This window comes from Marinobacter gudaonensis, assembly GCF_900115175.1.
Classification (GTDB): Bacteria; Pseudomonadota; Gammaproteobacteria; order Pseudomonadales; family Oleiphilaceae; genus Marinobacter; species Marinobacter gudaonensis.
This window is the reverse complement of the sequence record NZ_FOYV01000002.1, coordinates 73,289-92,098: the sequence shown is the minus strand read 5'-3', so window position 1 is coordinate 92,098 and position 18,810 is coordinate 73,289. Positions and strand designations below refer to the sequence as shown.

General features: G+C 60.3%; 26 protein-coding genes. 16 read left to right on the top strand and 10 right to left on the bottom strand.

The features are described 5' to 3' along the window. Window positions 1–42: 42 nt before the first annotated feature. Complete coding sequence (locus BM344_RS13540; RefSeq protein ID WP_091991387.1) at window positions 43–498, top strand: MaoC family dehydratase; 456 nt, start codon at window positions 43–45, stop codon at window positions 496–498. A gap of 12 nt (window positions 499–510) precedes the next feature. On the opposite strand, the gene BM344_RS13535 is transcribed toward BM344_RS13540, so the two are convergent. From BM344_RS13535 to BM344_RS13525, 3 genes are all read right to left on the bottom strand, one after another. Next, window positions 511–1,365, bottom strand: a complete 855-nt coding sequence (locus tag BM344_RS13535; protein ID WP_091991384.1) for a PA4780 family RIO1-like protein kinase — start codon at window positions 1,363–1,365, stop codon at window positions 511–513. A gap of 149 nt (window positions 1,366–1,514) precedes the next feature. Beyond that, window positions 1,515–1,934 carry a universal stress protein gene (locus BM344_RS13530; RefSeq protein WP_091991381.1) on the bottom strand — a complete coding sequence of 140 codons (420 nt, stop codon included), beginning with the start codon at window positions 1,932–1,934 and terminating at the stop codon, window positions 1,515–1,517. 185 nt (window positions 1,935–2,119) lie between these two features. Then, a complete protein-coding gene (locus BM344_RS13525) occupies window positions 2,120–2,326 on the bottom strand; it encodes a cold-shock protein (protein WP_091991377.1) in 207 nt (68 codons plus the stop codon). 396 nt (window positions 2,327–2,722) lie between these two features. Between BM344_RS13525 and BM344_RS13520 the strand changes: the two genes are divergently transcribed. Next, window positions 2,723–3,568 (top strand): crotonase/enoyl-CoA hydratase family protein, encoded by an 846-nt coding sequence (locus BM344_RS13520; RefSeq protein WP_228143655.1) that lies wholly within the window; start codon window positions 2,723–2,725, stop codon window positions 3,566–3,568. Next, the gene (locus BM344_RS13515) at window positions 3,569–4,189 is read left to right on the top strand and encodes a CPBP family intramembrane glutamic endopeptidase (RefSeq protein WP_091991372.1); all 621 of its coding nucleotides are present in this window, start codon (window positions 3,569–3,571) and stop codon (window positions 4,187–4,189) included. Here the strand turns inward: BM344_RS13515 and BM344_RS13510 are convergent. The 3 genes from BM344_RS13510 to BM344_RS13500 are packed head-to-tail and all read right to left on the bottom strand — an operon-like array spanning window position 4,180 to window position 5,890. After that, window positions 4,180–4,599 carry a DUF2721 domain-containing protein gene (locus BM344_RS13510; protein ID WP_091991369.1) on the bottom strand — a complete coding sequence of 140 codons (420 nt, stop codon included), beginning with the start codon at window positions 4,597–4,599 and terminating at the stop codon, window positions 4,180–4,182. The genes BM344_RS13515 and BM344_RS13510 overlap by 10 nt on opposite strands. 33 nt (window positions 4,600–4,632) lie before the next feature. Continuing rightward, window positions 4,633–5,049: a gamma-glutamylcyclotransferase family protein gene (locus BM344_RS13505; RefSeq protein WP_091991366.1), complete on the bottom strand. Its 417-nt coding sequence runs from the start codon at window positions 5,047–5,049 to the stop codon at window positions 4,633–4,635. Then, a complete protein-coding gene (locus BM344_RS13500; RefSeq protein WP_091991363.1) occupies window positions 5,009–5,890 on the bottom strand; it encodes a LysR family transcriptional regulator ArgP in 882 nt (293 codons plus the stop codon). Before BM344_RS13500 ends, BM344_RS13505 begins: the two co-directional genes overlap by 41 nt. Before the next feature lie 88 nt (window positions 5,891–5,978). Between BM344_RS13500 and BM344_RS13495 the strand changes: the two genes are divergently transcribed. Next, a complete protein-coding gene (locus BM344_RS13495; RefSeq protein ID WP_091991360.1) occupies window positions 5,979–6,584 on the top strand; it encodes a LysE/ArgO family amino acid transporter in 606 nt (201 codons plus the stop codon). Between the two features lie 99 nt (window positions 6,585–6,683). Next, window positions 6,684–7,157 (top strand): DUF4442 domain-containing protein, encoded by a 474-nt coding sequence (locus tag BM344_RS13490; protein ID WP_091991358.1) that lies wholly within the window; start codon window positions 6,684–6,686, stop codon window positions 7,155–7,157. A gap of 19 nt (window positions 7,158–7,176) precedes the next feature. Here the strand turns inward: BM344_RS13490 and BM344_RS13485 are convergent, their stop codons facing one another. Together BM344_RS13485 and BM344_RS13480 are read right to left on the bottom strand one after the other, a co-directional pair. Next, entirely contained in the window at window positions 7,177–7,677 is a 501-nt protein-coding gene (locus tag BM344_RS13485) for a C40 family peptidase (protein ID WP_091991354.1), read from the bottom strand. Window positions 7,678–7,793: 116 nt separating this feature from the next. Continuing rightward, a complete protein-coding gene (locus BM344_RS13480; RefSeq protein ID WP_091991351.1) occupies window positions 7,794–8,462 on the bottom strand; it encodes an SOS response-associated peptidase in 669 nt (222 codons plus the stop codon). 85 nt (window positions 8,463–8,547) lie between these two features. On the opposite strand from BM344_RS13480, the gene arfB reads away from it, so the two are divergent. Continuing rightward, the gene (arfB, locus tag BM344_RS13475) at window positions 8,548–8,961 is read left to right on the top strand and encodes an alternative ribosome rescue aminoacyl-tRNA hydrolase ArfB (RefSeq protein WP_091991348.1); all 414 of its coding nucleotides are present in this window, start codon (window positions 8,548–8,550) and stop codon (window positions 8,959–8,961) included. On the opposite strand, the gene BM344_RS13470 is transcribed toward arfB, so the two are convergent. Then, window positions 8,958–10,043 (bottom strand): alpha/beta hydrolase, encoded by a 1,086-nt coding sequence (locus BM344_RS13470; RefSeq protein ID WP_091991345.1) that lies wholly within the window; start codon window positions 10,041–10,043, stop codon window positions 8,958–8,960. The genes arfB and BM344_RS13470 overlap by 4 nt on opposite strands. Before the next feature lie 109 nt (window positions 10,044–10,152). Here BM344_RS13470 and BM344_RS13465 point away from each other — a divergent pair, with 109 nt between their 5' ends. The 8 genes from BM344_RS13465 (at window position 10,153) to BM344_RS13430 (ending at window position 16,354) form a co-directional block, all read left to right on the top strand. Next, window positions 10,153–10,476, top strand: coding sequence for a putative signal transducing protein (locus BM344_RS13465; protein ID WP_091991342.1), 324 nt, complete (start codon window positions 10,153–10,155; stop codon window positions 10,474–10,476). A 65-nt stretch (window positions 10,477–10,541) separates the two neighbouring features. Beyond that, on the top strand, window positions 10,542–11,234 hold the full coding sequence (locus BM344_RS13460; protein WP_091991338.1) for an SDR family oxidoreductase: 693 nt from the start codon (window positions 10,542–10,544) through the stop codon (window positions 11,232–11,234). Between the two features lie 18 nt (window positions 11,235–11,252). Continuing rightward, window positions 11,253–12,023, top strand: a complete 771-nt coding sequence (locus BM344_RS13455) for an SDR family oxidoreductase (protein ID WP_091991335.1) — start codon at window positions 11,253–11,255, stop codon at window positions 12,021–12,023. Between the two features lie 4 nt (window positions 12,024–12,027). Beyond that, complete coding sequence (gene thpR / locus BM344_RS13450) at window positions 12,028–12,570, top strand: RNA 2',3'-cyclic phosphodiesterase (RefSeq protein ID WP_091991332.1); 543 nt, start codon at window positions 12,028–12,030, stop codon at window positions 12,568–12,570. 72 nt (window positions 12,571–12,642) lie between these two features. Further along, complete coding sequence (locus tag BM344_RS13445) at window positions 12,643–14,211, top strand: bifunctional GNAT family N-acetyltransferase/carbon-nitrogen hydrolase family protein (protein ID WP_091991329.1); 1,569 nt, start codon at window positions 12,643–12,645, stop codon at window positions 14,209–14,211. A 24-nt stretch (window positions 14,212–14,235) separates the two neighbouring features. Beyond that, the gene (locus BM344_RS13440) at window positions 14,236–15,759 is read left to right on the top strand and encodes a YdbH domain-containing protein (protein ID WP_228143649.1); all 1,524 of its coding nucleotides are present in this window, start codon (window positions 14,236–14,238) and stop codon (window positions 15,757–15,759) included. 53 nt (window positions 15,760–15,812) lie between these two features. Then, window positions 15,813–15,980: a YnbE family lipoprotein gene (locus tag BM344_RS13435; protein WP_208603442.1), complete on the top strand. Its 168-nt coding sequence runs from the start codon at window positions 15,813–15,815 to the stop codon at window positions 15,978–15,980. Between the two features lie 29 nt (window positions 15,981–16,009). Beyond that, on the top strand, window positions 16,010–16,354 hold the full coding sequence (locus tag BM344_RS13430; protein WP_091991327.1) for a YdbL family protein: 345 nt from the start codon (window positions 16,010–16,012) through the stop codon (window positions 16,352–16,354). A 14-nt stretch (window positions 16,355–16,368) separates the two neighbouring features. Here BM344_RS13430 and rluF read toward each other — a convergent pair whose 3' ends face one another. Next, complete coding sequence (gene rluF, locus BM344_RS13425; RefSeq protein WP_091991324.1) at window positions 16,369–17,301, bottom strand: 23S rRNA pseudouridine(2604) synthase RluF; 933 nt, start codon at window positions 17,299–17,301, stop codon at window positions 16,369–16,371. A 135-nt stretch (window positions 17,302–17,436) separates the two neighbouring features. Here rluF and BM344_RS13420 point away from each other — a divergent pair, with 135 nt between their 5' ends. Together BM344_RS13420 and BM344_RS13415 are read left to right on the top strand one after the other, a co-directional pair. Next, on the top strand, window positions 17,437–17,826 hold the full coding sequence (locus tag BM344_RS13420; RefSeq protein WP_091991322.1) for a hypothetical protein: 390 nt from the start codon (window positions 17,437–17,439) through the stop codon (window positions 17,824–17,826). Then, window positions 17,823–18,809 (top strand): CobW family GTP-binding protein, encoded by a 987-nt coding sequence (locus tag BM344_RS13415; protein ID WP_091991319.1) that lies wholly within the window; start codon window positions 17,823–17,825, stop codon window positions 18,807–18,809. The genes BM344_RS13420 and BM344_RS13415 overlap by 4 nt, the downstream gene beginning before the upstream one ends. Window position 18,810: the final 1 nt, after the last annotated feature.

Sequence of the window (18,810 nt, the reverse complement as noted above, 5' to 3'; positions counted from 1 at the left end):
CGGGGCAGATCGTTTCGGGAGCATCAAAAGGGTAGTCCACACATGTCTGAAATTCGGAGAAAAACCGTCGCCGGTCTGAACGTCGGGGATTCGTTCAGCCTTGTGCGGACATTTACCGAGGAGCAGACGGTTGCCTTTGGCGAGATTAGCCGCGACCAGAACCCTGTCCACTTCAGCGACGACTTCGCAAGGGCGAAGAACCTTTCAGGCAAGATCTGCCACGGGCTTCTGGTTGGCGGGATGATAACCGAAGTGGGTGGACAGATCGGCTGGCTGGCATCCGGCATGAATTTCCGTTTCCTCCGTCCCGTGTATTTTGGCGATACCATCACCTGCGTGCTCACCATTACCGATATCGATGAACGCAGCCGCGCGCGCGCCGAAGCGGTTCTCTCCAATCAGCATGGCGAGCCGGTAATAGAGGCCTGGTTAACGGGCGTCCTGCCTGGTCCGAAGGAGAGAGAAATCCTCAGAGGCAAGCAGGAGGTTGGGAGGTAGCCAGCCGGGAGGCTAGTCCTCGTCCGCATCCCTGATGCGTTCCTGGCGCTCCCGTTCTTCTGCTTTTGCAGCGTCGATAATGTCCATCAGTTCACCGACGTTGGCCAGGGTGTCGTCATGCTCGAAGCACCCGGTAAGTTTGCTGTGCGGATGAAGGTTGCCTGATTCGTAAAGTGCCCAGATTTCCTTGCCGTAATCGGTATTGAGCAAGTCAGGCGCAAACCGGCCAAAGTACCGCCGCATATTGTCGACATCCCGCTCCAGCATCCGCTGTGCGTTGTTATTGCCGGATGCATTCACCGCCTGGGGCAGATCAATGATGACCGGACCGGCGGCATCGACCAACACATTGAACTCAGACAGATCCCCGTGGATCAACCCGGCCGCGAGCATGCGCACGACCTCGCGAATCACACGGTGGTGGTAGTCACGGGCCTGCTCCGGCGAGAGGGTGACATCGCCCAGACGCGGTGCTGCTTTGCCCTCGTCGTCCGCCACCAGTTCCATCAGTAGAACGCCGTCCACGAAGCCCAGGGGTTCCGGTACCCGGACACCGGCAGCCGCAAGCCGATACAAGGCATCCACCTCGGCGTTGAGCCAGGCCTCTTCCTGTTCCTTCTGGCCGTATCGGGTCTTCTTGCTCATGGCCCTGGCGCGCCGGCTGTTGCGGACCTTTCTGCCTTCCTGGTATTCCACAGCCTGCTTGAAACTCCGTTTCGAGGCCTCCTTGAATACCTTGGCGCAGCGGGTATGGCCGGCGCAGCGAACCACATAGACCTGGGCTTCCTTGCCGCTCATCAACTGATAGAGCACTTCGTCGACCATGCCGTCATCAACGAGCGGTTGTAATCTCTTCGGTACTTTCATAAAACCTTTCAGCTAGGCAGCGAGCCGGCCAGCCAGGTTTGCTTATCTGGAAAGAGGCCGAAGTCGGGCAGGGCGGGGTAAACAACTGCAACGGAGCATAGCCTAAATGGAAATCTTTTGCCCGCGCCCGTTGATGCTCCCGGTTGCGTTCATCGCACCACAAATACCGAAATCGTACTGTGTTTGACGATATTGGCACCATTGGAATGAAGGATATGGAGCCGGTCACCGATACCCGGCGGATGCGATGCCATCACCACCAGGTCTGCATGGGTCTCCTTAATGGCCTCCAGCAGCTTGTCGTCCAGCTCTACGGCGGTGTCTGCCGATTCCATGACCAGGCTGTCGGTGCTGATACCGTGTGATTTTCCCTGCTCTTCCGCGAATTCGCGCAGCCGTGTTGCCAGCTCTTTTGGGTTGTGGGCGGCTGCACCCGGAGTGCTGTTCGTCACGGTTACGTAGCTGAGGGTGGCATTGTAGTGCTTCGCCATATCAATGGAGGTGTCGAGTGCCTTCACCAGTTTGTCGGTGTGGGCGAGGTCAACCGGAACCAGGATCTTTCTGTACATGAGAGGTCTCCTTTTCCGAGGCAGGAAGCTGACGCCTTCCTTTACTCAAAGGGTGGCAGCACCTTGTTGCATCTGTCAAAGAAACCCTGACATGGCCGGGGCTTTGGTCCCGGGCATAAAAAAAGGCAACCGAAGTTGCCTTTTCTGAACGTTGCTCTGCTACTCGCAGTGCCTCTCTTCAATAATCAGAGAGCGACAACGTTTTCCGCCTGGGGGCCTTTCTGGCCCTGAGTAACAGTGAATTCCACCTGCTGGCCTTCGGCCAGAGTCTTGAATCCACCGCCTTGAATAGCGCTGTAGTGAACAAAGACGTCGGGGCCGCTTTCGCGAGTGATAAAACCAAAACCTTTCGATTCGTTGAAAAACTTAACGTTGCCGGTAACTGTAGACATAATAAAAATTCCTGAATTCAATCTTTTATGAGGCTGCCAGACGATCGTTTTGAAGGCTGGTCAGCGGTGTGCGGGAAACAAAAAAACTGGCGTGATCAAAAACAGGACGTACGACTAGCTACAGCACAGAGGCGTCTTATTGATGAAATGCTTGGCTCTATCTTTCCAACGAAATCTACGGTACGCCTGTTTCAGGAAAAAACAAAGCTATTTCTTGTAAGGATAATCCGATGGGCAGATCTGTCTCAGTTTGCCCGCCACCTACCTGAACATGATGTTCTCTCCCCTCTGGAGTCGTCCCGACGTTTGCAATGACCTTCTACGAAGGTAGCATTAAGCGGGTTAAGCGCCGAGGCGTCGTTATCATCATCTACCGGGAGCATCCACTTGTCTGACTTGTCCAACTACGAAAGCTTTTCGATCGAGGTCAACGACCACATCGCCCATGTCCGGTTCAGTCGGCCAGAGGCCCTGAACACCATGAACAAGGCCTTCTGGCTGGAGCTGCCTCGCTGCATGCAGGACATCGAAGCCAACACGGATGCCCGGGTGATCGTGATCTCCTCCACCGGCAAGCACTTTTCCGCCGGCATGGATCTGGGCGTGTTCAGCGATCCGAAGGCGGTGCCGATGAATGGCGACCCGGGGCGCATGGCCGAGAACCTGCGTCGGGTGGTGCTGCAACTGCAAGACACCCTGACCTCGCTGGAAAAGATCCGCCTGCCGGTGCTGGCGGCCATCCATGGTGGCTGTATTGGCGGCGCCCTGGATCTGGTGTGTGCAGCCGATAGTCGCTATTGCACCGAAGACGCCTACTTCACCATCAAGGAAACCGAGTTGGGCATGACAGCCGATGTGGGCACCTTGCAGCGCCTGCCCAAGTTGATGCCTGAAGGTGTGGTTCGCGAACTGGCCTACACCGGGCGTAAGTTCTCCGCCACCGAAGCCCACAGGCTTGGCTTTGTGAATGCCGTCTACGCCGACCAGGAATCCCTGTTGGCGGCGGTACTGGACATTGCTGGCCAGATTGCCGCCAATTCGCCCCTGGCAGTGACCGGTTGCAAGGAAATGCTCAACTACAGTCGCGATCACAGCGTGGAAGATAGCCTGAAGTACATGGCTACCTGGCAGGCCGGCATGTTCCGCCCCACGGATATGATGAAATCCTTCCAGGCAAAGGCTCAGAAGCAGGCACCGAAGTACGATGCGCTGTTTCCGGTAAAGCCGCTGTTCGATCAGTAGATGGCATCGGGCACACGGCGTAAAACCGGCTTTTCCTCTTCTGCCGCCCTCCTGTTCCAGGGTGGCATTGGCGTTCTCGGGCTGTTGGCCATTCTGCTGTTCGGAATCCCGGTGCATCTGGCCAGCGTCGGCGTCTGGTCCAGTCTCATCTATGGCCTTTTTGGTGCCGCTGCCACCTACGGCCTGCTGCTCCTGCTGACCCGCGTGCCCGGGCTGTTCCCCGAGAACCTGGAGCGGCAGATGCAGGGGCTGTACAACTTCGCATCAAGCTATTCGCCGGCGGTGCTGGTGTTGCTGTCGGTATTGGCCGGGGTGGGTGAGGAACTGCTGTTCCGGGGCGCGGTGCAGGGCTGGCTGATGACCCAGACCGGCCCGTTGACGGCATTGCTGGCAGCGTCAGTGTTGTTCGGGCTGGTTCACTACGTGTCGTTTACCTATTTCCTGGTTGCCACCGGCCTGGGATTGATACTGGGTGCGGCCTACCTGCTCTCTGAGAGCCTGCTGCTGGTCATGGTCTGGCACGCCATTTACGACATGATTGCCCTGTTCTGCCTGCTCAGGTTTCCCCGCTGGTTTGGCGTGCGGCCGGTTGATCAGGACAACAGCCCGCTTCAGGAGTAATCCATGTCTTCCCTGTCCGCACTCTTGCGGGCCTCGAAACTGGAAAGCTCCACATTGATGGCGTTGGTGGAGATCTGTATTTCGTAGAGAGAATAGAGCAGCGAGAAAGACAGCAGCACCAGGCTGGCGCCGAAGGCGACCACCCCTGGCAAGCTTGCACCCAGAAACAGCAGAAACATCGACACCGTGCACAGGAAGAAACTGAGCACGCCGAAGGCCTGCATGCGTTTGGTCAGTACGATCCGCTTGCGCAGCATGCCGATTTGCCGGGCAATCAGCGCGTGGTCCTCTTCGGTGTCCATCTGCTTGAGCTGGCGGATCAACTGCGCCAGAACCAGGAACCGGTTGGTGTAGGCCAGAAGCAGCAGCGAAATGGCCGGGAAGAGCAGGGCGGGGGTTGTCAGGTCCAAGGGGCGTCCTTTTTCTGCAATGGTGTGGGCGGCTTACCAGCTCCCGGAGTTGAGTCGCTGAATGGTCTTGACCGGTCGATTGTAAATATACACCCAGGCCGGCCCGTGGCGGGTATCCATGGTTCGCCGAATGTAGAGGCTGCTTCCGGGACGCTCCGGGAAAAAGTCCTCCAGTTCGTCCAGGGCCTCGAGCGTTGGTTTGGTTACGGCGTAAACCTCAACGTGCACGTTAAAGGACGGCTCCTCAACCACCCCCGGATAGGCTCCCAGGTGGTAAAGGGCCAGGCCGGGCAGGGTGTCCGTACCGATAAAACGGCTGCCTTGCAGAACCCGGCTGTTGGAGCGTCCCCGTTTCAGGGTGCCGTATACCGCGACTCGCTGTGTCCGTCTGATTGCCTTTCTCCTCAGTTCAGCCTGTGGAATGAAGGATAGCGGCGGAGCGCAAGGCATTGGTCAATCGCTCCATCACGCCGCCGCCGTGGCGCCAGAAGTGCCAGTACAAGGACACCTCCAGCGTGTGTTCCGGCGCCACGCTCACCAGTCGGCCGGCCTGGATTTCCGCGTGTGCCTGCAGTTCCGGGATCATGCCATAGCCCATGCCCGCCAGTGCCAGTTTTACAAAACCTTCCGAGGAAGGGCAAAGGTGGTGGGGAAAGGTGCCATGGTAGCCGCACTGGGCGAGAAACCGGTGCTGCAGCTGATCGTTGGGTCCAAATACAATAGCCGGTGCCGTTTGCAGGCTCAATTCGTTCAGGCCCTTGCCGAAATACCGCCGCACATAGTCCGGCCTGGCCAGGGGGCTGTAGGTCATGGTGCCAATGTGCACGCATCGCGCGCCGGCCACCGATTGCGGGCTACTGCATAAGCAAGCGGCTACGTCCCCTTCGCGCATGCGGCGCAGTCCGATGTCCTGGTCTTCCACCACCAGGTCGAGCAACAGACCTTCCCGGGTTGAAACCTCACCTACCGCGGCCGCCCACCAGGTTGCCAGACTATCGGCATTCAGAGCGATGCGCAGGCGCGCGGCTGGCTCGGAAAGGGCGGGGATGGATTTTGCCAGGTCCCGCTCCAGTAACTGCACCTGTTGGACGTGGTTGAGCAGTCGTTGTCCGGCCGGTGTGGCCCTGAGCACGGGGCTGCGCACCAGTACCGGCTGGCCGAGCCGTATTTCCAGGGTTCGTATGCGCTGGGACACCGCCGACTGGCTCAGCCCCAGCGCCAGGCCAGCGCGCTCGAATCCACCAGTCTCAACCACCGTTGCAAGCGCTTCCAGCAGTTTGTAATCAATCATAAGTAAAACTGATGCAGCATTATGAGTATGAATTTCAAGTATAGAAGGAAAACGGTAACCTTGCCTCGTTGATTAAGGAGACACCGACGTGCTTGAGAGTTACCTGACCGGACTGATTGTTTGCGGCGGCATTATCGTGGCTATAGGAGCGCAAAATGCCTATCTGCTGAGCCAGGCCATTCGCCGCGAACACCACTGGTGGTCAGCCGGGTTGTGCATGGTGGCGGATGTCACACTGTTTACTCTGGGTATGTTTGGCATCAGCGCCGCACTGATGGCAATGCCCGAAGCCCTGGAGATCCTGCGCTGGCTTGGGGTGGCGTTCCTTGGCTGGCTCGCAATTCAGTCGTTCGTGCGGGCCGGTCGTGGCCGGGCTGCGCTGGAGGCGGGTGAGGTGACCAAACGGAGCCTCAGGGCGGTAGTGTTTACCACGCTGGCGGTTACCCTGCTCAACCCTCAGGTGTACCTGGATACACTGCTCCTGATTCCCGCGGTTGGTGCCCAGCAGGAAGACGCGACCACCTTCGTTGCCGGTGCCAGCAGTGCCTCCATTCTCTGGTTTGGCTTGCTGGCCTGGGGTGGCTCGGCGCTGGCACCCATCCTCGCCCGCCCAATGGCCTGGCGAATTATTGATGGCGTGATTGGCGTGATGATGGCGGCGATTGCTCTGCATCTCACGGTCAGTGGTCTCTAGTATTCAAACGATCGTATGAATTTCTTGCATTGGTCCGCCGTCAGGCGGACGATAGGGTGCTATCCAAATCTGAAATTCTGATTGCGATCGGGGAGTTGAATGAACGCCACCATACGTCGCTGGTTCGCCAGCGCCGCCGCCATGCGCCGAGTCCTGACCACCTTTGGCCCCTACGTCGGGGCGGGTGTCAAGGTGACCCACATTGCCGATGATTTCGCCTCTGCCACCGTCGAGATGAGGCAGCACTGGTACAACACCAACTACGTGGGCACCCACTTTGGCGGCTCTCTCTACAGCATGGTAGACCCCATGTACATGCTGCTGTTGATGCGGCGACTGGGCAACGACTACATCGTGTGGGATAAATCCGCGAGCATCGAGTTTATCCGCCCCGGCAAGGGCAAGGTGACAGCGAGGTTCGAGCTGACCGATGAGCGGGTGGAGGAAATACGAACGGCGACGGTCGGAGGTGAAAAAATGCTGCCGGAGTGGGATGTCGATATTGTCGACGAATCCGGCGAAACGGTGGCCAGGGTGCACAAGGTACTCTACGTACGCCGCAAACAGCGCTGATATCGCGCCAGCCTTTGTATCAGTCGAACCGTCGCGCCTCGGTCAGGCGGCCTTGCCAGTAATAGCCGCTGATGGACGATTGGATAACGCCGGAGGAGGTCGAGGCATGGACAAACCGATCCCCACCCATGTAGATGCCGGCGTGCTGCTCCTTGCCGCCGATCTGGAAGAACACCACATCCCCCGGCTGGATCTGGCCGGGATGGACGACATCGCCCAGGGCCAGCATTTGCGAAGTGGTACGCGGCAGTTGCTGCCCCAGCCCTTCCCGGAACGCCGTAACAATAAACCCCGAACAATCAAAGCCCTGGGCCGATGTGCCACCATACTCATAGGGCGTGCCGCGGTAACGTTCGAACACTTGCCAGAGCTTCTGCGCCTTGCCGGAACGTTGGGCTTCAGCGGGCATAGTCTGCGCCTGAGGCGACGGCTCCGGCGACATACCACCGGTGCTTGCACATCCGCCAAGGACAAGGGTTATTGCGGCGAGTAACGCCACGCTCTGCAGGGACCTGGGCATGTTTTTCCTTCCGAAATCGAGCACTCTCTCCCAATGTACTTCCCGGCCCACGGAATGTCAGGTTACGGATAGTGAGGATTTGTTGAACTGGTCGCATCACTGTCGCTAGCCTGCAATCACACTGCCCTGATCAGCGCTGGCGAATCGTGCCTTGGATTGTTCACCTCCGGGGAAACGGGAATGGCATGTAGCCGCGCAGGATCAAGGCGGTGGGTTACCGACCGTACGTGTCCCCGTTCGGTAATGTCAGGATTCAGCCAGTCCCTGAGGCACTCTGGATCGAGCACCACCGGCTGGCGGTCGTGAATGTGTTTCAGGTGTTCACTGGCGGGTTCGGTGATGATGGCGCAAGCCGTGGTTTCGTCCCCCTCGTGGGGCGTCCAGAGTCCGGCCAGGAAAATCGCGGGATCCTGTTCTGGATTCGCTGGCGTAATGTAATGAGGGGTCTTGCCCTGCTCGTTCTGCTGCCATTCGTACCAGCCGTTGGCCGGAATCAGGCAGCGGTGGTGGGTGAAGGCGTCCCGGAAGTATTTCGATGTGGCCGCAGTTTCTGCCCGGGCATTGATCGGCGCCGGAGCTTTGTCGCCGGCCCAGGAAGGTCGAAATCCCCAGTGGGAATGAGCCATGATCAGGCTTCCGGTCATGCCCATTCGTATCATCGGGATGCCGGTTCCCGGAGGAATGTTGTAGCTGGGCTCAAAGGTCCCGTCTACCTCCATGCCTTCCGGGAAGAATTGCAGGATGAGAGTGTCCGGCGGTGTGTAGAAGGTGAATCGTCCGCACATGGTGGGTCTGGGTTCCCTCGCCTCTGAATAAGGCACAACTGGTCTGCAATAAGCCGACTGCCCCGTATTTTGTTAACCTTAGCAGATGCTGAAACTATCCAACGCTGTTGAACTTGCCGATTGGGAAATCGACATGACCCAGATCCGGGCCCAGGGCGCCGGTGGCCAGAACGTGAACAAGGTGGCATCCGCCGTGCACCTGCGCTTCGACATTCTCCATTCCACTCTCCCGCCCTTCTACAAGGAACGGTTGATGGCGCTCAACGATCACCGCATCAGCAAGGAAGGTGTGCTGATTATCAAGGCGCAGTCCTTCCGCACCCTGGAACTTAACAAGGAGGACGCCCTGCAGCGGCTGAAGGAGCTGATCCAGGAAGCGGTGAAGCCGCGCAAGGCCCGTCGCCCCACCAAACCAAGCCGGTCCTCCCAGCGCAAGCGGGTGGACAAGAAAACCCAGAGGGGCAAGACCAAGGCCCTCCGGGGCAAGGTGTCGCTCTAGCCGGTGGACGATTCCCGGGGGGCTGCCCCAAAACGCCCGGACTCGACATCGGAGAGAAAATCCCGGATGTCGTCAAAGGCCTCTTCGGCTTCGGGCAACAGGGGGACGAAAATCTGCCACACATGCACCATGCCTGGCCAGGTGTGCAGGGCCACGGGAGAGCCGGCCGCCGTGGCTCGTGCCGCATAGCGCCGGGCGTTATCGAGCAGCATTTCGGTATCGCTCGCCTGAATCAGCGTTGGCGGCAGGTTTTCCAGGTTGCCCCGCAGCGGCGAGGCGACCGGGCTGGTGGGAGAAACCCGGAAGGCTGCCAGGGTCGCCCACCAGATCACCGGTAATGGTATTTTCGACAGGCCACCGAATACCGGCCCGAGCAGCGGATCGGTACCGATGTTGTCGCGGTTGCTGGGTGCCGTCAGGGTCAGGTCGGTAGACGGTGACAGGGCAATGGCGGCGTCGGCCTGGCGCAGGCCATTGTCCCTGGCCCAGGCGATGAGCCCGAGGGTGTGACTGCCACCGGCGGAATCCCCCGCAACCACCAGAAAATCGGCTGGCTCGGCGCCCTCGGGGCCGTGTTTCACCAGCCAGATGTAGGCATCACGGCAATCTCGCACACCGTCCATGAACCGGTGCTCAGGCATCAAGCGGTAATCCACGGCAAACACTGCCGCCCGGGTGATCGTGGACAGCCTGTCGGTGATGGCCCGATGGCTGCGTGGGCTGCCCGCGGCCCAGGCGCCCCCATGGATGTACAGAATGCGCCGCCGTGTGTCGCATCCCGGGGCCAGTGCCCACTCACCTCGGGGTTCCTCGCAAAACCGGAACTCCGAGGCCAGTTCCAGGCCCTCGCTCAGGCCATCCATATGCTTGCGCAGCGCCATCAGTCGCGCTTTGCCACGTAGGCCCCGGGAGGCCTCGCCCATCTCCCGTATGCGCCCGAGGACCTCCCGGTTGGCCGGGCTTGGCGTGCCCTCCCGCACTGGGTGTTGCTGTCGGTCCAGGTGCGAGAGATCCTCAAGACGAAACAGGGTCAGAGTGGCCGCAACCACTAGGGCAATGACGGCAAGCAGTATCCAGAGCATGGGCGATCCGTTTGTTGGTGGCTCCCCGGGATGGAGCCAACTATCCTTTGGGTAATAGTCGCAGATTTGTCCCGGTTCTGCCCGGAACGGTTACAGAAGGAGTCGCGCCTTGCAAATTGCCTATCGGGCCAGAGACCTCACCGAAGCCCACATTGTCGCGGGCCTGCTGAAAGCCAATGGCATAGAGGCCCATGTTGGCGGCCACTACCTCCAGGGCGCCATGGGTGAAATCGGCGCCTCCGGCTTCACCAACGTGCATGTGGAGGACGAAGATCTTTACCAGGCGCGCCAACTTGTCTCGGAGTATGAAGCCAGCGCAGGCAACGGTGCCAGCCGCGTTGCCAATGGCGAGGACGACCGCACCGATCACTACGCGCGTTGGTTTTTGCTGGCCCTGGCCTTGATTGCGCTGATCCTGTTACAGGTGTACTGACTGATCGATCCGGCGCGGGCCGGCGTAGGCCTGTACACATGCTCAAACCACAGGAGACCAATCGTATGGCAGACCAACCGGTAATGCTGATCACCGGCGCTTCCTCGGGGATTGGCGCTGAAACCGCGAAAGCCGCCGCAGAGCAGGGCTACCGCCTGGTGCTGGCGGCACGCTCCGAAGATAAACTCAAGGGCCTGCAACAGTCGTTGGGCGGTGAGGAAAAGGTATTAACCGTTCAGTGCGATGTGCAAAGCAGCGATGACCAGAAAAACATGGTGGACCGGGCGTTGCAGACCTTCGGACGCATTGATGCTGTGTTCGCCAACGCCGGCCGGGGCGGCGAACCGGGCGGATTCAGCGGGGCCGATCCCGAGGTCTGGAAGGACATGATCCTCACCAATATCTACGGTGTTGGGCTTACGTTACAGCACTGCCTGCCGGCGCTGCGGGAGAGCAGGGGCCACCTGTTGCTGACCGGCTCTGCCGCCGGGCGTGTGACCATCCCCGGTTCCATGTACAGTGCCACTAAATGGGCGGTATCGGCCATTGGCTACGGCGTGCGGGAAGAGCTCCGTGGCTCCGGCATCCGCGTAACCCTGATTGAACCGGGCATGGTTGATACACCGTTCTTCGACGAGCGGCCAGAGCATGCCCTGAAACCGGAAGACATTGCCAACGCCGTGATGTATGCGGTGGCGCAGCCGGCCCATGTGGATGTGAACGAAATTCTGGTCCGGCCCACACCCAAAGTTGAGTAAGGGAGAAACTTCTGCACTATGGAGCCCCATGTGACGTCATCGGATCGAGTTGCGCTGGTTACCGGCGGCGCCAAAGGTATAGGCCGGGCCATTGTGCAGGACCTGTCCCAGTCCGGCTGGCTGGTGGCGTTCTGTGATACTGATCGGGAGGCCGGTGAGCAGCTGGCGGCCACCGACCGGCGTCACATCCGCTTCTTCCAGGGAGATGTGGCCTCTGAGACGGACGTGGAGCGCGTGGTCGCGGCCACTATCGAATGGGCAGGCCGCCTGGATGCGCTGGTCAATAACGCCGGTATCGCCAACCCGGAGACCGGGCCAGTCGAACAGCTCAGCCTTGCGCAATGGCAGCGGCGGCTGGATGTGAACCTTACAGGTCCTTTCCTGGTCACCAAACACGCCGTTCCGACGCTTCGTGAGAGCCGTGGTGCCATAGTGAACATGGCCTCCACCCGTGCGCTTCAGTCGGAGCCGCACACGGAGGCCTACGCCGCCACCAAAGGTGGTATTGTTGCCCTGACCCATGCCCTGGCCATGAGTCTGGGCCCGGACATTCGCGTGAATTGTATCAGCCCCGGCTGGATCGACACCCGGGCCTGGCAGGGTGGCAAGGATCCGGTGGCTCCGCTCGATGCCGACGACCATGGCCAGCACCCGGCTGGCCGGGTGGGGGAGCCTGAGGATATAGCCGGCCTGGTAGCGTATCTGATCTCGCCGGCTGCTTCGTTCATTACCGGCCAGAACTTCGTCGCTGATGGTGGCATGGTTCGAAAGATGATTTACCGGGAATGATTCCGTGCCACGACTGTTCTTCGGAGTGGAAATCCCGCCGGCTATCAAAGAGCGCCTGCTGAACGTCCAGGCGCCCGTTGACGGCGCCAAATGGCAGAATGCCGAGCAACTGCACCTTACTTTGCTTTTTCTGGGGACCTTGGATGATGACCAGGTATCGACGGTGTGTGCGTCGGCCCGGGGCATTCAGCAGGCGCAATTCTGGCTGGCCGTTTCCGGGCTGGGGTGCTTCGGCCAACCGCAGAAGCCCCGTAACCTCTGGGCGGCCGTGGCACCCACGGAGCCTCTGAGCCTGCTTCATGACGCTCTTATGAGTCGGATACAAGGCCCGGCCCGGCCATCTGAGAGCAGGGCCTTCCGCCCCCACATCACTCTGGCCCGCTTCAAGCGTCAGGCCGGTTCTGTGGAAGCGCTGCTGGACGAGCACGGTAACGCCGCTTTTGGCCATTTCCCAGTGGATGAATTCTGCCTGTTCGAGAGCAGCCAGGGGCCATCCGGCTCCGTGTACAGCGCGCTCGAACGCTTTCCGCTGGGAACTGGTGACTGACCGCTCCGGCTTGACGAAACGCCTCTGGCACGCCAAAGATGGAGGCAAATCAACGCCTTTTCCGAGGTGTCTATGTGCCCGCCGTTTTCCGATCCTGATCAACGCCTTTACGTTCGTAACGCCACCCTTGCGGATATTCCCGGCATTATTCAGCTCAGCCGCCGGGTGTACGAAGGCACCGGCATGTACGGCTACACCAGAGGCCCGCTTACCGGTCAGATCAACACGTTTCCGGAGGGCCAGTTTGTTGCCATGCTCGGCGAGACGGTGGTGGGCTACTGTGCCACCTTCCGGATTGCCGGCGACATCGCCCTGCAGGCCCACGACTGGACATCCATAACCGGTAACGGCTACGCCTCCCGGCATGACCCGGAGGGTGACTGGCTGTACGGCATGGAGGTGTGTGTAGACCCGGACTGCCGCGGCTATCGCATCGGCGAGCGGCTCTACAACGAACGCAAACAGCTGTGCCAGGCCCTGAACCTGCAGGGCGTGGTGTTCGCCGGCCGCCTGCCGAGCCTGCGACAGCGCCTGAAAAAGTTTGGCAGCGTTGAAGCCTACGTGGACGCAATCAAGGGCAAAGAGCAGAAGGACCCGGTGCTGTCGTTCCAATTGCACCAGGGGTTCGAGGTGCACGGCATCATTCCTCACTACCTGGATGCCGACCATGACTCCATGGGGTACGGTATTCACCTGATCTGGCGTAATCCCAAGGTACCTCGCAATGGCCACGCAGAACCGCGCAAGCGCTATGGCCACCGCATGCGCGACACCGTGCGCATTGGCACCGTTCAGTACCAGCAGCGCCCGGTGGCTTCGTTTGACGAGTTCAGCGAGATCGTCCGCTATTTCGTGGATGTGGTCTCCACCTACAAGGGCGACTTCGTGGTGTTTCCGGAGCTGTTTACCCTGCAGTTACTGTCCATCGAGGCGCGCAAGGGCACTCCGGCGGAAACCTTTGCCGCAGTGGCCCTCTACGCCGAGCGCTACCGGGAACTGATGCGGGACCTGGCGTTGCGTTACAACATCAACATCGTGGGCGGCTCCACACCGGTACGGGAGGAGGACGGTGCCATCCGCAACATGGCGTACGTGTTCCTGCGCGACGGTCAGGTATTCAGCCAGCCCAAGATCCACCCGACCCCCAACGAGGCCTTCTGGTGGAACGTGCAGGGCGGCAACCGGGTGAGCGCCATTGAGACGGATTGCGGAACCGTCGGGGTGCTGGTGTGTTACGACGCCGAGTTCCCGGAACTGACGCGACACCTGGTGGACCAGGGCGTACAGATCGTTTTCGTGCCCTTCTGCACGGACGAGCGCCAGAGCTATCTGCGGGTGCGCTACTGTTGCCAGGCCCGGGCCGTGGAGAACCAGGTCTATGTGGTGATGTCGGGGAATGTGGGTAACCTGCCCAACGTGCCGAACATGGAAATCCAGTACGGACAGAGTTGCATCCTGACCCCCTGTGACTTTCCTTTTGCCCGGGACGGCATCGCCGCCGATACCGAACCCAACGTGGAAACCGTGGCCTTCGCCGATCTGCGGCCGGAAGTGCTGATCACCGCCCGCAACAGTGGTACCGTGAAAAACCTCCAGGACCGCCGCCACGACCTGTACAGCGTAAGCTGGCGCGGCGAGTGAAACCGAACCGACAGGAGCGTCGTTTTGCCGCGGAAAGGATGTGCACGAGCGCGAAGTTTCGCCCGGGGGCTCCTCTGGGCCGCCGGTCTGACAGCCGTGGCCGCGCCCCTGGCGGTCCGGGGCTGGTCTCTGGCGATTGAGCAAAGTTCGGTGGGGGTGGTCTTGCCGGATATCCGGTCCGGGGGTTGGGAGATCACCGGTAATCGCGCCGACATCCGGCCGACCGTGACTGCAGACGGCGATTCTGCCTCCTTTGATTTTGCGCCCACCTCGCAGATCCAGACCGACCGCCTGGCATTCGCCCAGGGCGGACAATCCCTGGCGCTCAGTAACCTTCTTACAGACCTCAGTCAGACAAAGGTCCAGCTCGATTATGGCGCAACAGGCCCGTGGTCAGAGCGGATTGCCATCCATGGCGAACTTCGAATGGACGCTGAGCGGATAGACCATCCTCGCCTGGTCCCACAGGCCTGGCACTTCGAGGGCTCGGTCGGCGGTCGGCTGGCGGCGCTTCGGATTGACGGCACACTCACATCGGCGGCCGGTCTGGCGGCGGACCTCGAAGTGCAACTTGACCCCGATGGAGCTGTGACCGTTACCGCCGAGGCGGTTCTTGACGGGCCGGAAGATATCCGGGCCCTGGCCGCCACCTTCACCGATTGGCCGGCTCTGCTCACCGTGGAATCCGGCGCCGTCCACCTGTCCGTCGATGCCTGGGTGAGCCCGCAGGATGGCCTTGAGATCAACGGTCGAGCAGAACTGGAGAAGGTGACGGGGGTCGTCAATCGAACGGCGGTGTCCGGATTGAGTGGCGAGGTGAGGGGAGCCCTGAGGCAGGGCCAGTTAACCGCCGGTTTACGGGACATGACGATTGCCAGCATCAACCCGGGCATACCGATCAGCGAGGTTCGTTTCAGCGGGGATTACACGGCGTCGACGTCGAGTCCCCTGGAGGGAACCCTGGATATCCAGCAAGCCAGGGCAGCGTTCCTGGATGGCCGGTTGCGGATTCCGCCCGGGACCTACGCGCTGGCGAATGGCTCTTGGCAGATCCCTGTCGAATTGCAGGAGGTTTCCCTCGGCCGGTTGATGGAGGTGTACCCCGCGGAAGGTCTCTCTGGCAACGGCAGGCTCCAGGGACGGATTCCTCTGGAAATTACCAGCAGCGGCGAGGTGCGGGTGAGAGAAGGGCGTGTGTCAGCGGTGGACCCCGGTGGGCGCCTGCAACTGCCCGCCGACAAGCTCCAGGCCATGCTCGGCGGCAATCAGGCTATGAACCTCGTGGTTCAGGCGTTGCAAAATTTTCACTATTCCGTGCTTAACAGCACGATAGACTACGATGAACAGGGTAAGTTAACCCTCGGCCTTCGACTCGAAGGCCGGAACCCGGAACTCAGGGGCGGGCAGCCGGTGGTGCTCAACGTCAATCTTGAAGAAGACATTCCGGCACTGCTCACCAGTTTGCAACTCAGTGGCCGGGTGAACGAAGCCGTTACCCGGCGCGTCCGGGAGATGCTGCAGGAATCCGGTAAGGAGACAGCACCATGAAAAAATCCGAACAGCCGAGGTGGCCCGGCGGGCCATCAATCAACGCCGTGTTGATGGGCGTGATACTGCCGCTTGCCACAGTTGCCTGTACGCCAACGGTCCAGATGGCGGCACCCAAGGAGCCGATTACGGTAAACCTGAACGTTAAGATCCAGCACGAAATCTACGTGAAAGTGGATAAGGAAGTGGATGAACTGTTCAGCGAACAGGGCCTGTTCTGAACCGACGCACAAAGTTTGAGGGGTTGACGATGAAACGACTGATGCAGATGTTCGCGATGGTGCTGGCCCTGGGTTTGGCGGCTTCCACGCTGGCCATGGGGCTGGACGAAGCCAAGCAAAAGCTGGACTCGGTCAAGCAGCAGGGTCTGGTTGGGGAAACGCCCACAGGTTACCTCGAAGTGGTGCGGCCTGAAGGCCAGGCCAGAGAGGTGGTGCAGGCCATCAACAGTGCCCGGCGCGACGAGTACAAGCGCATTGCCGAGAAGCACAACATTCCGGTAACCCAGGTGGAGACGGTGGCCGGAAAGAAGGCTATCGAGAAAACGCCTGCCGGCCAGTACGTGCAGATCGGTGGCGAGTGGGTGAAAAAATAGGCCCCGGCGACAGGCTACCGCTTGACGCTCTTCTGCCTGGGTTTGCCAGCCTTGGGTCGCTTGCCTGGGGCAGGTTTTCCGCCCGCAGGTGGTTTGCCTTTGCCGGCCGGTCGCCGTGGGCTGCCGGGTTTGCCGGGCTTCGCTGAAAGGCCTGGCTTGCCGCCGGCGCGGGCCTTGCCGCCCAGCTTCTTTTTCACCGCCTTGCCCGAATTCGGTGGCGCTTCCGACGAGGAATTCCGGATGGCATCGAACAGCCCGGCCAGCTCCTGTTCCGTGAGGTCCCGCCACTGCCCGGGAGCCAGGCCTTTCAGGCTCACGTTCATGATCCGGATTCGCTCGAGCCTGGTCACCTGATAGCCGAAGTGCTCGCACATACGGCGGATTTGGCGGTTCAGGCCCTGCACCAGGGTAATCCGGAACACAAACCGTGATTCCCTGGATACCTTGCACTTTTTCGTGACCGTGCCAAGAATCGGCACGCCGCCGGCCATGCCCTCGACGAATTCCCGGGTCACCGGCTTGTCCACCGTCACCAGGTATTCTTTCTCGTGATTGTTGCCGGCTCGCAGGATCTTGTTGACCAGGTCGCCGTTGCTGGTCATGAAAATCAGGCCCTGGGAGTCCTTGTCCAGGCGGCCGATCGGAAAAATGCGTTCACTGTGGCCGACGAATCGCTGGATGTTGTCCTTTTCGGCGCTGTCCGTGGTGCTGACGATGCCCACAGGTTTGTTGAGGGCGATGAACACCAGATCCTCTTCCGCGCGTGGTTCGATTACCTGGCCGTTGACCTTCACCGTGTCGCCTGGCAGCACCTGATCGCCGATAATCGCCCGTTTGCCATTGATGAAAACGTTGCCCTGCTCGATGTAGCGGTCAGCCTCCCGGCGGGAGCAAAGGCCGCTTTCGCTGATGTACTTGTTCAGGCGCGTGGAGTTGCCAGTGGTCATCGGTTGTCCGGTTGCCAGTGAGAATGTCGGGCATGATAGCAGTCTGGACCCCGGGTCGCAGCAGGGCTGGTTCTTTGAGAGCGTCTCTGCCATTCTTGGCGGCGCGTTCCACTAACCTCACAAAAACAGACCATCATGGAAAAGACCCGCATCACCATAGTTGCTGTCACCTGCATCGCCCTGTTCTTCCTGACCAACTACCTGTTCCGGTACCTGATCGGCTTCAGCGGATTGTTGGCGTCGCTGGTGATAGCTGCCCTGATCGCCGTCTACATGAGTTTCTCGGTGGCCCGGGCCCTGCAACGCCTGCCCTTGCCCGAGGAGAGGTCGCGGGCGCTTTGGATCTACGGTGGCTTTCTCGGTGCCCTGTTTGCGGCCTTCGGCGCCTGGATGTTCCTGGATGGCGCCATGGATTCGGTCACCCTGGCCGCCCTGTTCCTGCATTACCTGCCATACCCGGCTCTGGCCCATGCGCTCATGTCAGACCGGGTGGTTGGCAAGTTCCTCAAAGGTGAAGGGCCATGAAACAGCCCATACCTACCAGCCTTATTCTTGGATTCCTGGGCGTCGGTAAAACCACTGCGATCCTCGACCTCCTGAAGCGCAAACCGGATAACGAAGTGTGGGCGGTTCTGGTGAACGAGTTCGGCGAGGTGGGCATTGATGGTGCCCTGTTGCAGACCGAGGGCGCCTTCATCAAGGAAATTCCCGGTGGCTGTATGTGTTGTGTCGCCGGCCTGCCCATGCAGATCGGGCTCAACCAATTGATACACAAGGCGAAGCCGGACAGGCTGCTGATTGAGCCAACAGGTCTGGGGCATCCCTCACAGATCCTGGAAACCCTGACCAGCGAGCACTACCACGACGTGCTCGCCATGGGCCCGGTGATCTGCCTGGTGGACCCGCGCAGGCTTGAGGAGCCGAAGGTGCTGGGCAATGTCCAGTTCCGGGACCAGGTGGCGGCCGCCGATATTCTGGTGGCCAACAAGACCGATCTGTGCACTTCAGAGCAACTTGCCCGTTTCGATGAATGGGCGGCCGAACTCGAGCCTGCGAAGCGGACGATCCATCACACCCGGTTCGGGCAACTGGCCCTGGGCTGGCTCAATGGCCATTCCGATGAACGGCCGGTCAGCGATCCGGGTGCCCATCATCACCACCACCACAAAAGCGAGTCGCCGGCACCCTCCATCGAGGAGCGACCCTGGCAACAGGTTACCAACCAGGGGCAGGGGCATTTCAGCGTTGGCTGGCGTATTCACCCCGACCGAGTGCTTGATGAGAATGCACTGCTGGTCATGGCGATGGATTCGGCGTTTGTGCGTTTCAAGGCTGTTGTTCACACGGCGGAAGGCTGGCGGGCCATCAACGTGGTGGATGGTGCGCTCACGGTTATCGGCGCCGAGCCCCAGGAATGCAGCCGGGCCGAGGTGATTGCCTCAGATCAGATCGATGCCCTCGAGCTCGATGCTCGCATGAGGGCAGCGGCAGGGCTGTCCCCGAGGTAAC

Bases quoted from the DNA above. Each gene is read 5' to 3' on its own strand.
- BM344_RS13540 (WP_091991387.1), top strand. From the start codon at position 43: ATGTCTGAAATTCGGAGAAAAACCGTCGCCGGTCTGAACGTCGGGGAT.
- BM344_RS13535 (WP_091991384.1), bottom strand. From the start codon at position 1,365: ATGAAAGTACCGAAGAGATTACAACCGCTCGTTGATGACGGCATGGTC.
- BM344_RS13530 (WP_091991381.1), bottom strand. From the start codon at position 1,934: ATGTACAGAAAGATCCTGGTTCCGGTTGACCTCGCCCACACCGACAAA.
- BM344_RS13525 (WP_091991377.1), bottom strand. From the start codon at position 2,326: ATGTCTACAGTTACCGGCAACGTTAAGTTTTTCAACGAATCGAAAGGT.
- BM344_RS13515 (WP_091991372.1), top strand. From the start codon at position 3,569: ATGGCATCGGGCACACGGCGTAAAACCGGCTTTTCCTCTTCTGCCGCC.
- BM344_RS13505 (WP_091991366.1), bottom strand. From the start codon at position 5,049: ATGCCTTGCGCTCCGCCGCTATCCTTCATTCCACAGGCTGAACTGAGG.
- BM344_RS13500 (WP_091991363.1), bottom strand. From the start codon at position 5,890: ATGATTGATTACAAACTGCTGGAAGCGCTTGCAACGGTGGTTGAGACT.
- BM344_RS13490 (WP_091991358.1), top strand. From the start codon at position 6,684: ATGAACGCCACCATACGTCGCTGGTTCGCCAGCGCCGCCGCCATGCGC.
- BM344_RS13485 (WP_091991354.1), bottom strand. From the start codon at position 7,677: ATGCCCAGGTCCCTGCAGAGCGTGGCGTTACTCGCCGCAATAACCCTT.
- BM344_RS13480 (WP_091991351.1), bottom strand. From the start codon at position 8,462: ATGTGCGGACGATTCACCTTCTACACACCGCCGGACACTCTCATCCTG.
- arfB (WP_091991348.1), top strand. From the start codon at position 8,548: ATGCTGAAACTATCCAACGCTGTTGAACTTGCCGATTGGGAAATCGAC.
- BM344_RS13470 (WP_091991345.1), bottom strand. From the start codon at position 10,043: ATGCTCTGGATACTGCTTGCCGTCATTGCCCTAGTGGTTGCGGCCACT.
- BM344_RS13460 (WP_091991338.1), top strand. From the start codon at position 10,542: ATGGCAGACCAACCGGTAATGCTGATCACCGGCGCTTCCTCGGGGATT.
- BM344_RS13455 (WP_091991335.1), top strand. From the start codon at position 11,253: ATGGAGCCCCATGTGACGTCATCGGATCGAGTTGCGCTGGTTACCGGC.
- BM344_RS13445 (WP_091991329.1), top strand. From the start codon at position 12,643: ATGTGCCCGCCGTTTTCCGATCCTGATCAACGCCTTTACGTTCGTAAC.
- BM344_RS13435 (WP_208603442.1), top strand. From the start codon at position 15,813: ATGGGCGTGATACTGCCGCTTGCCACAGTTGCCTGTACGCCAACGGTC.
- BM344_RS13430 (WP_091991327.1), top strand. From the start codon at position 16,010: ATGAAACGACTGATGCAGATGTTCGCGATGGTGCTGGCCCTGGGTTTG.
- rluF (WP_091991324.1), bottom strand. From the start codon at position 17,301: ATGACCACTGGCAACTCCACGCGCCTGAACAAGTACATCAGCGAAAGC.
- BM344_RS13420 (WP_091991322.1), top strand. From the start codon at position 17,437: ATGGAAAAGACCCGCATCACCATAGTTGCTGTCACCTGCATCGCCCTG.
- BM344_RS13415 (WP_091991319.1), top strand. From the start codon at position 17,823: ATGAAACAGCCCATACCTACCAGCCTTATTCTTGGATTCCTGGGCGTC.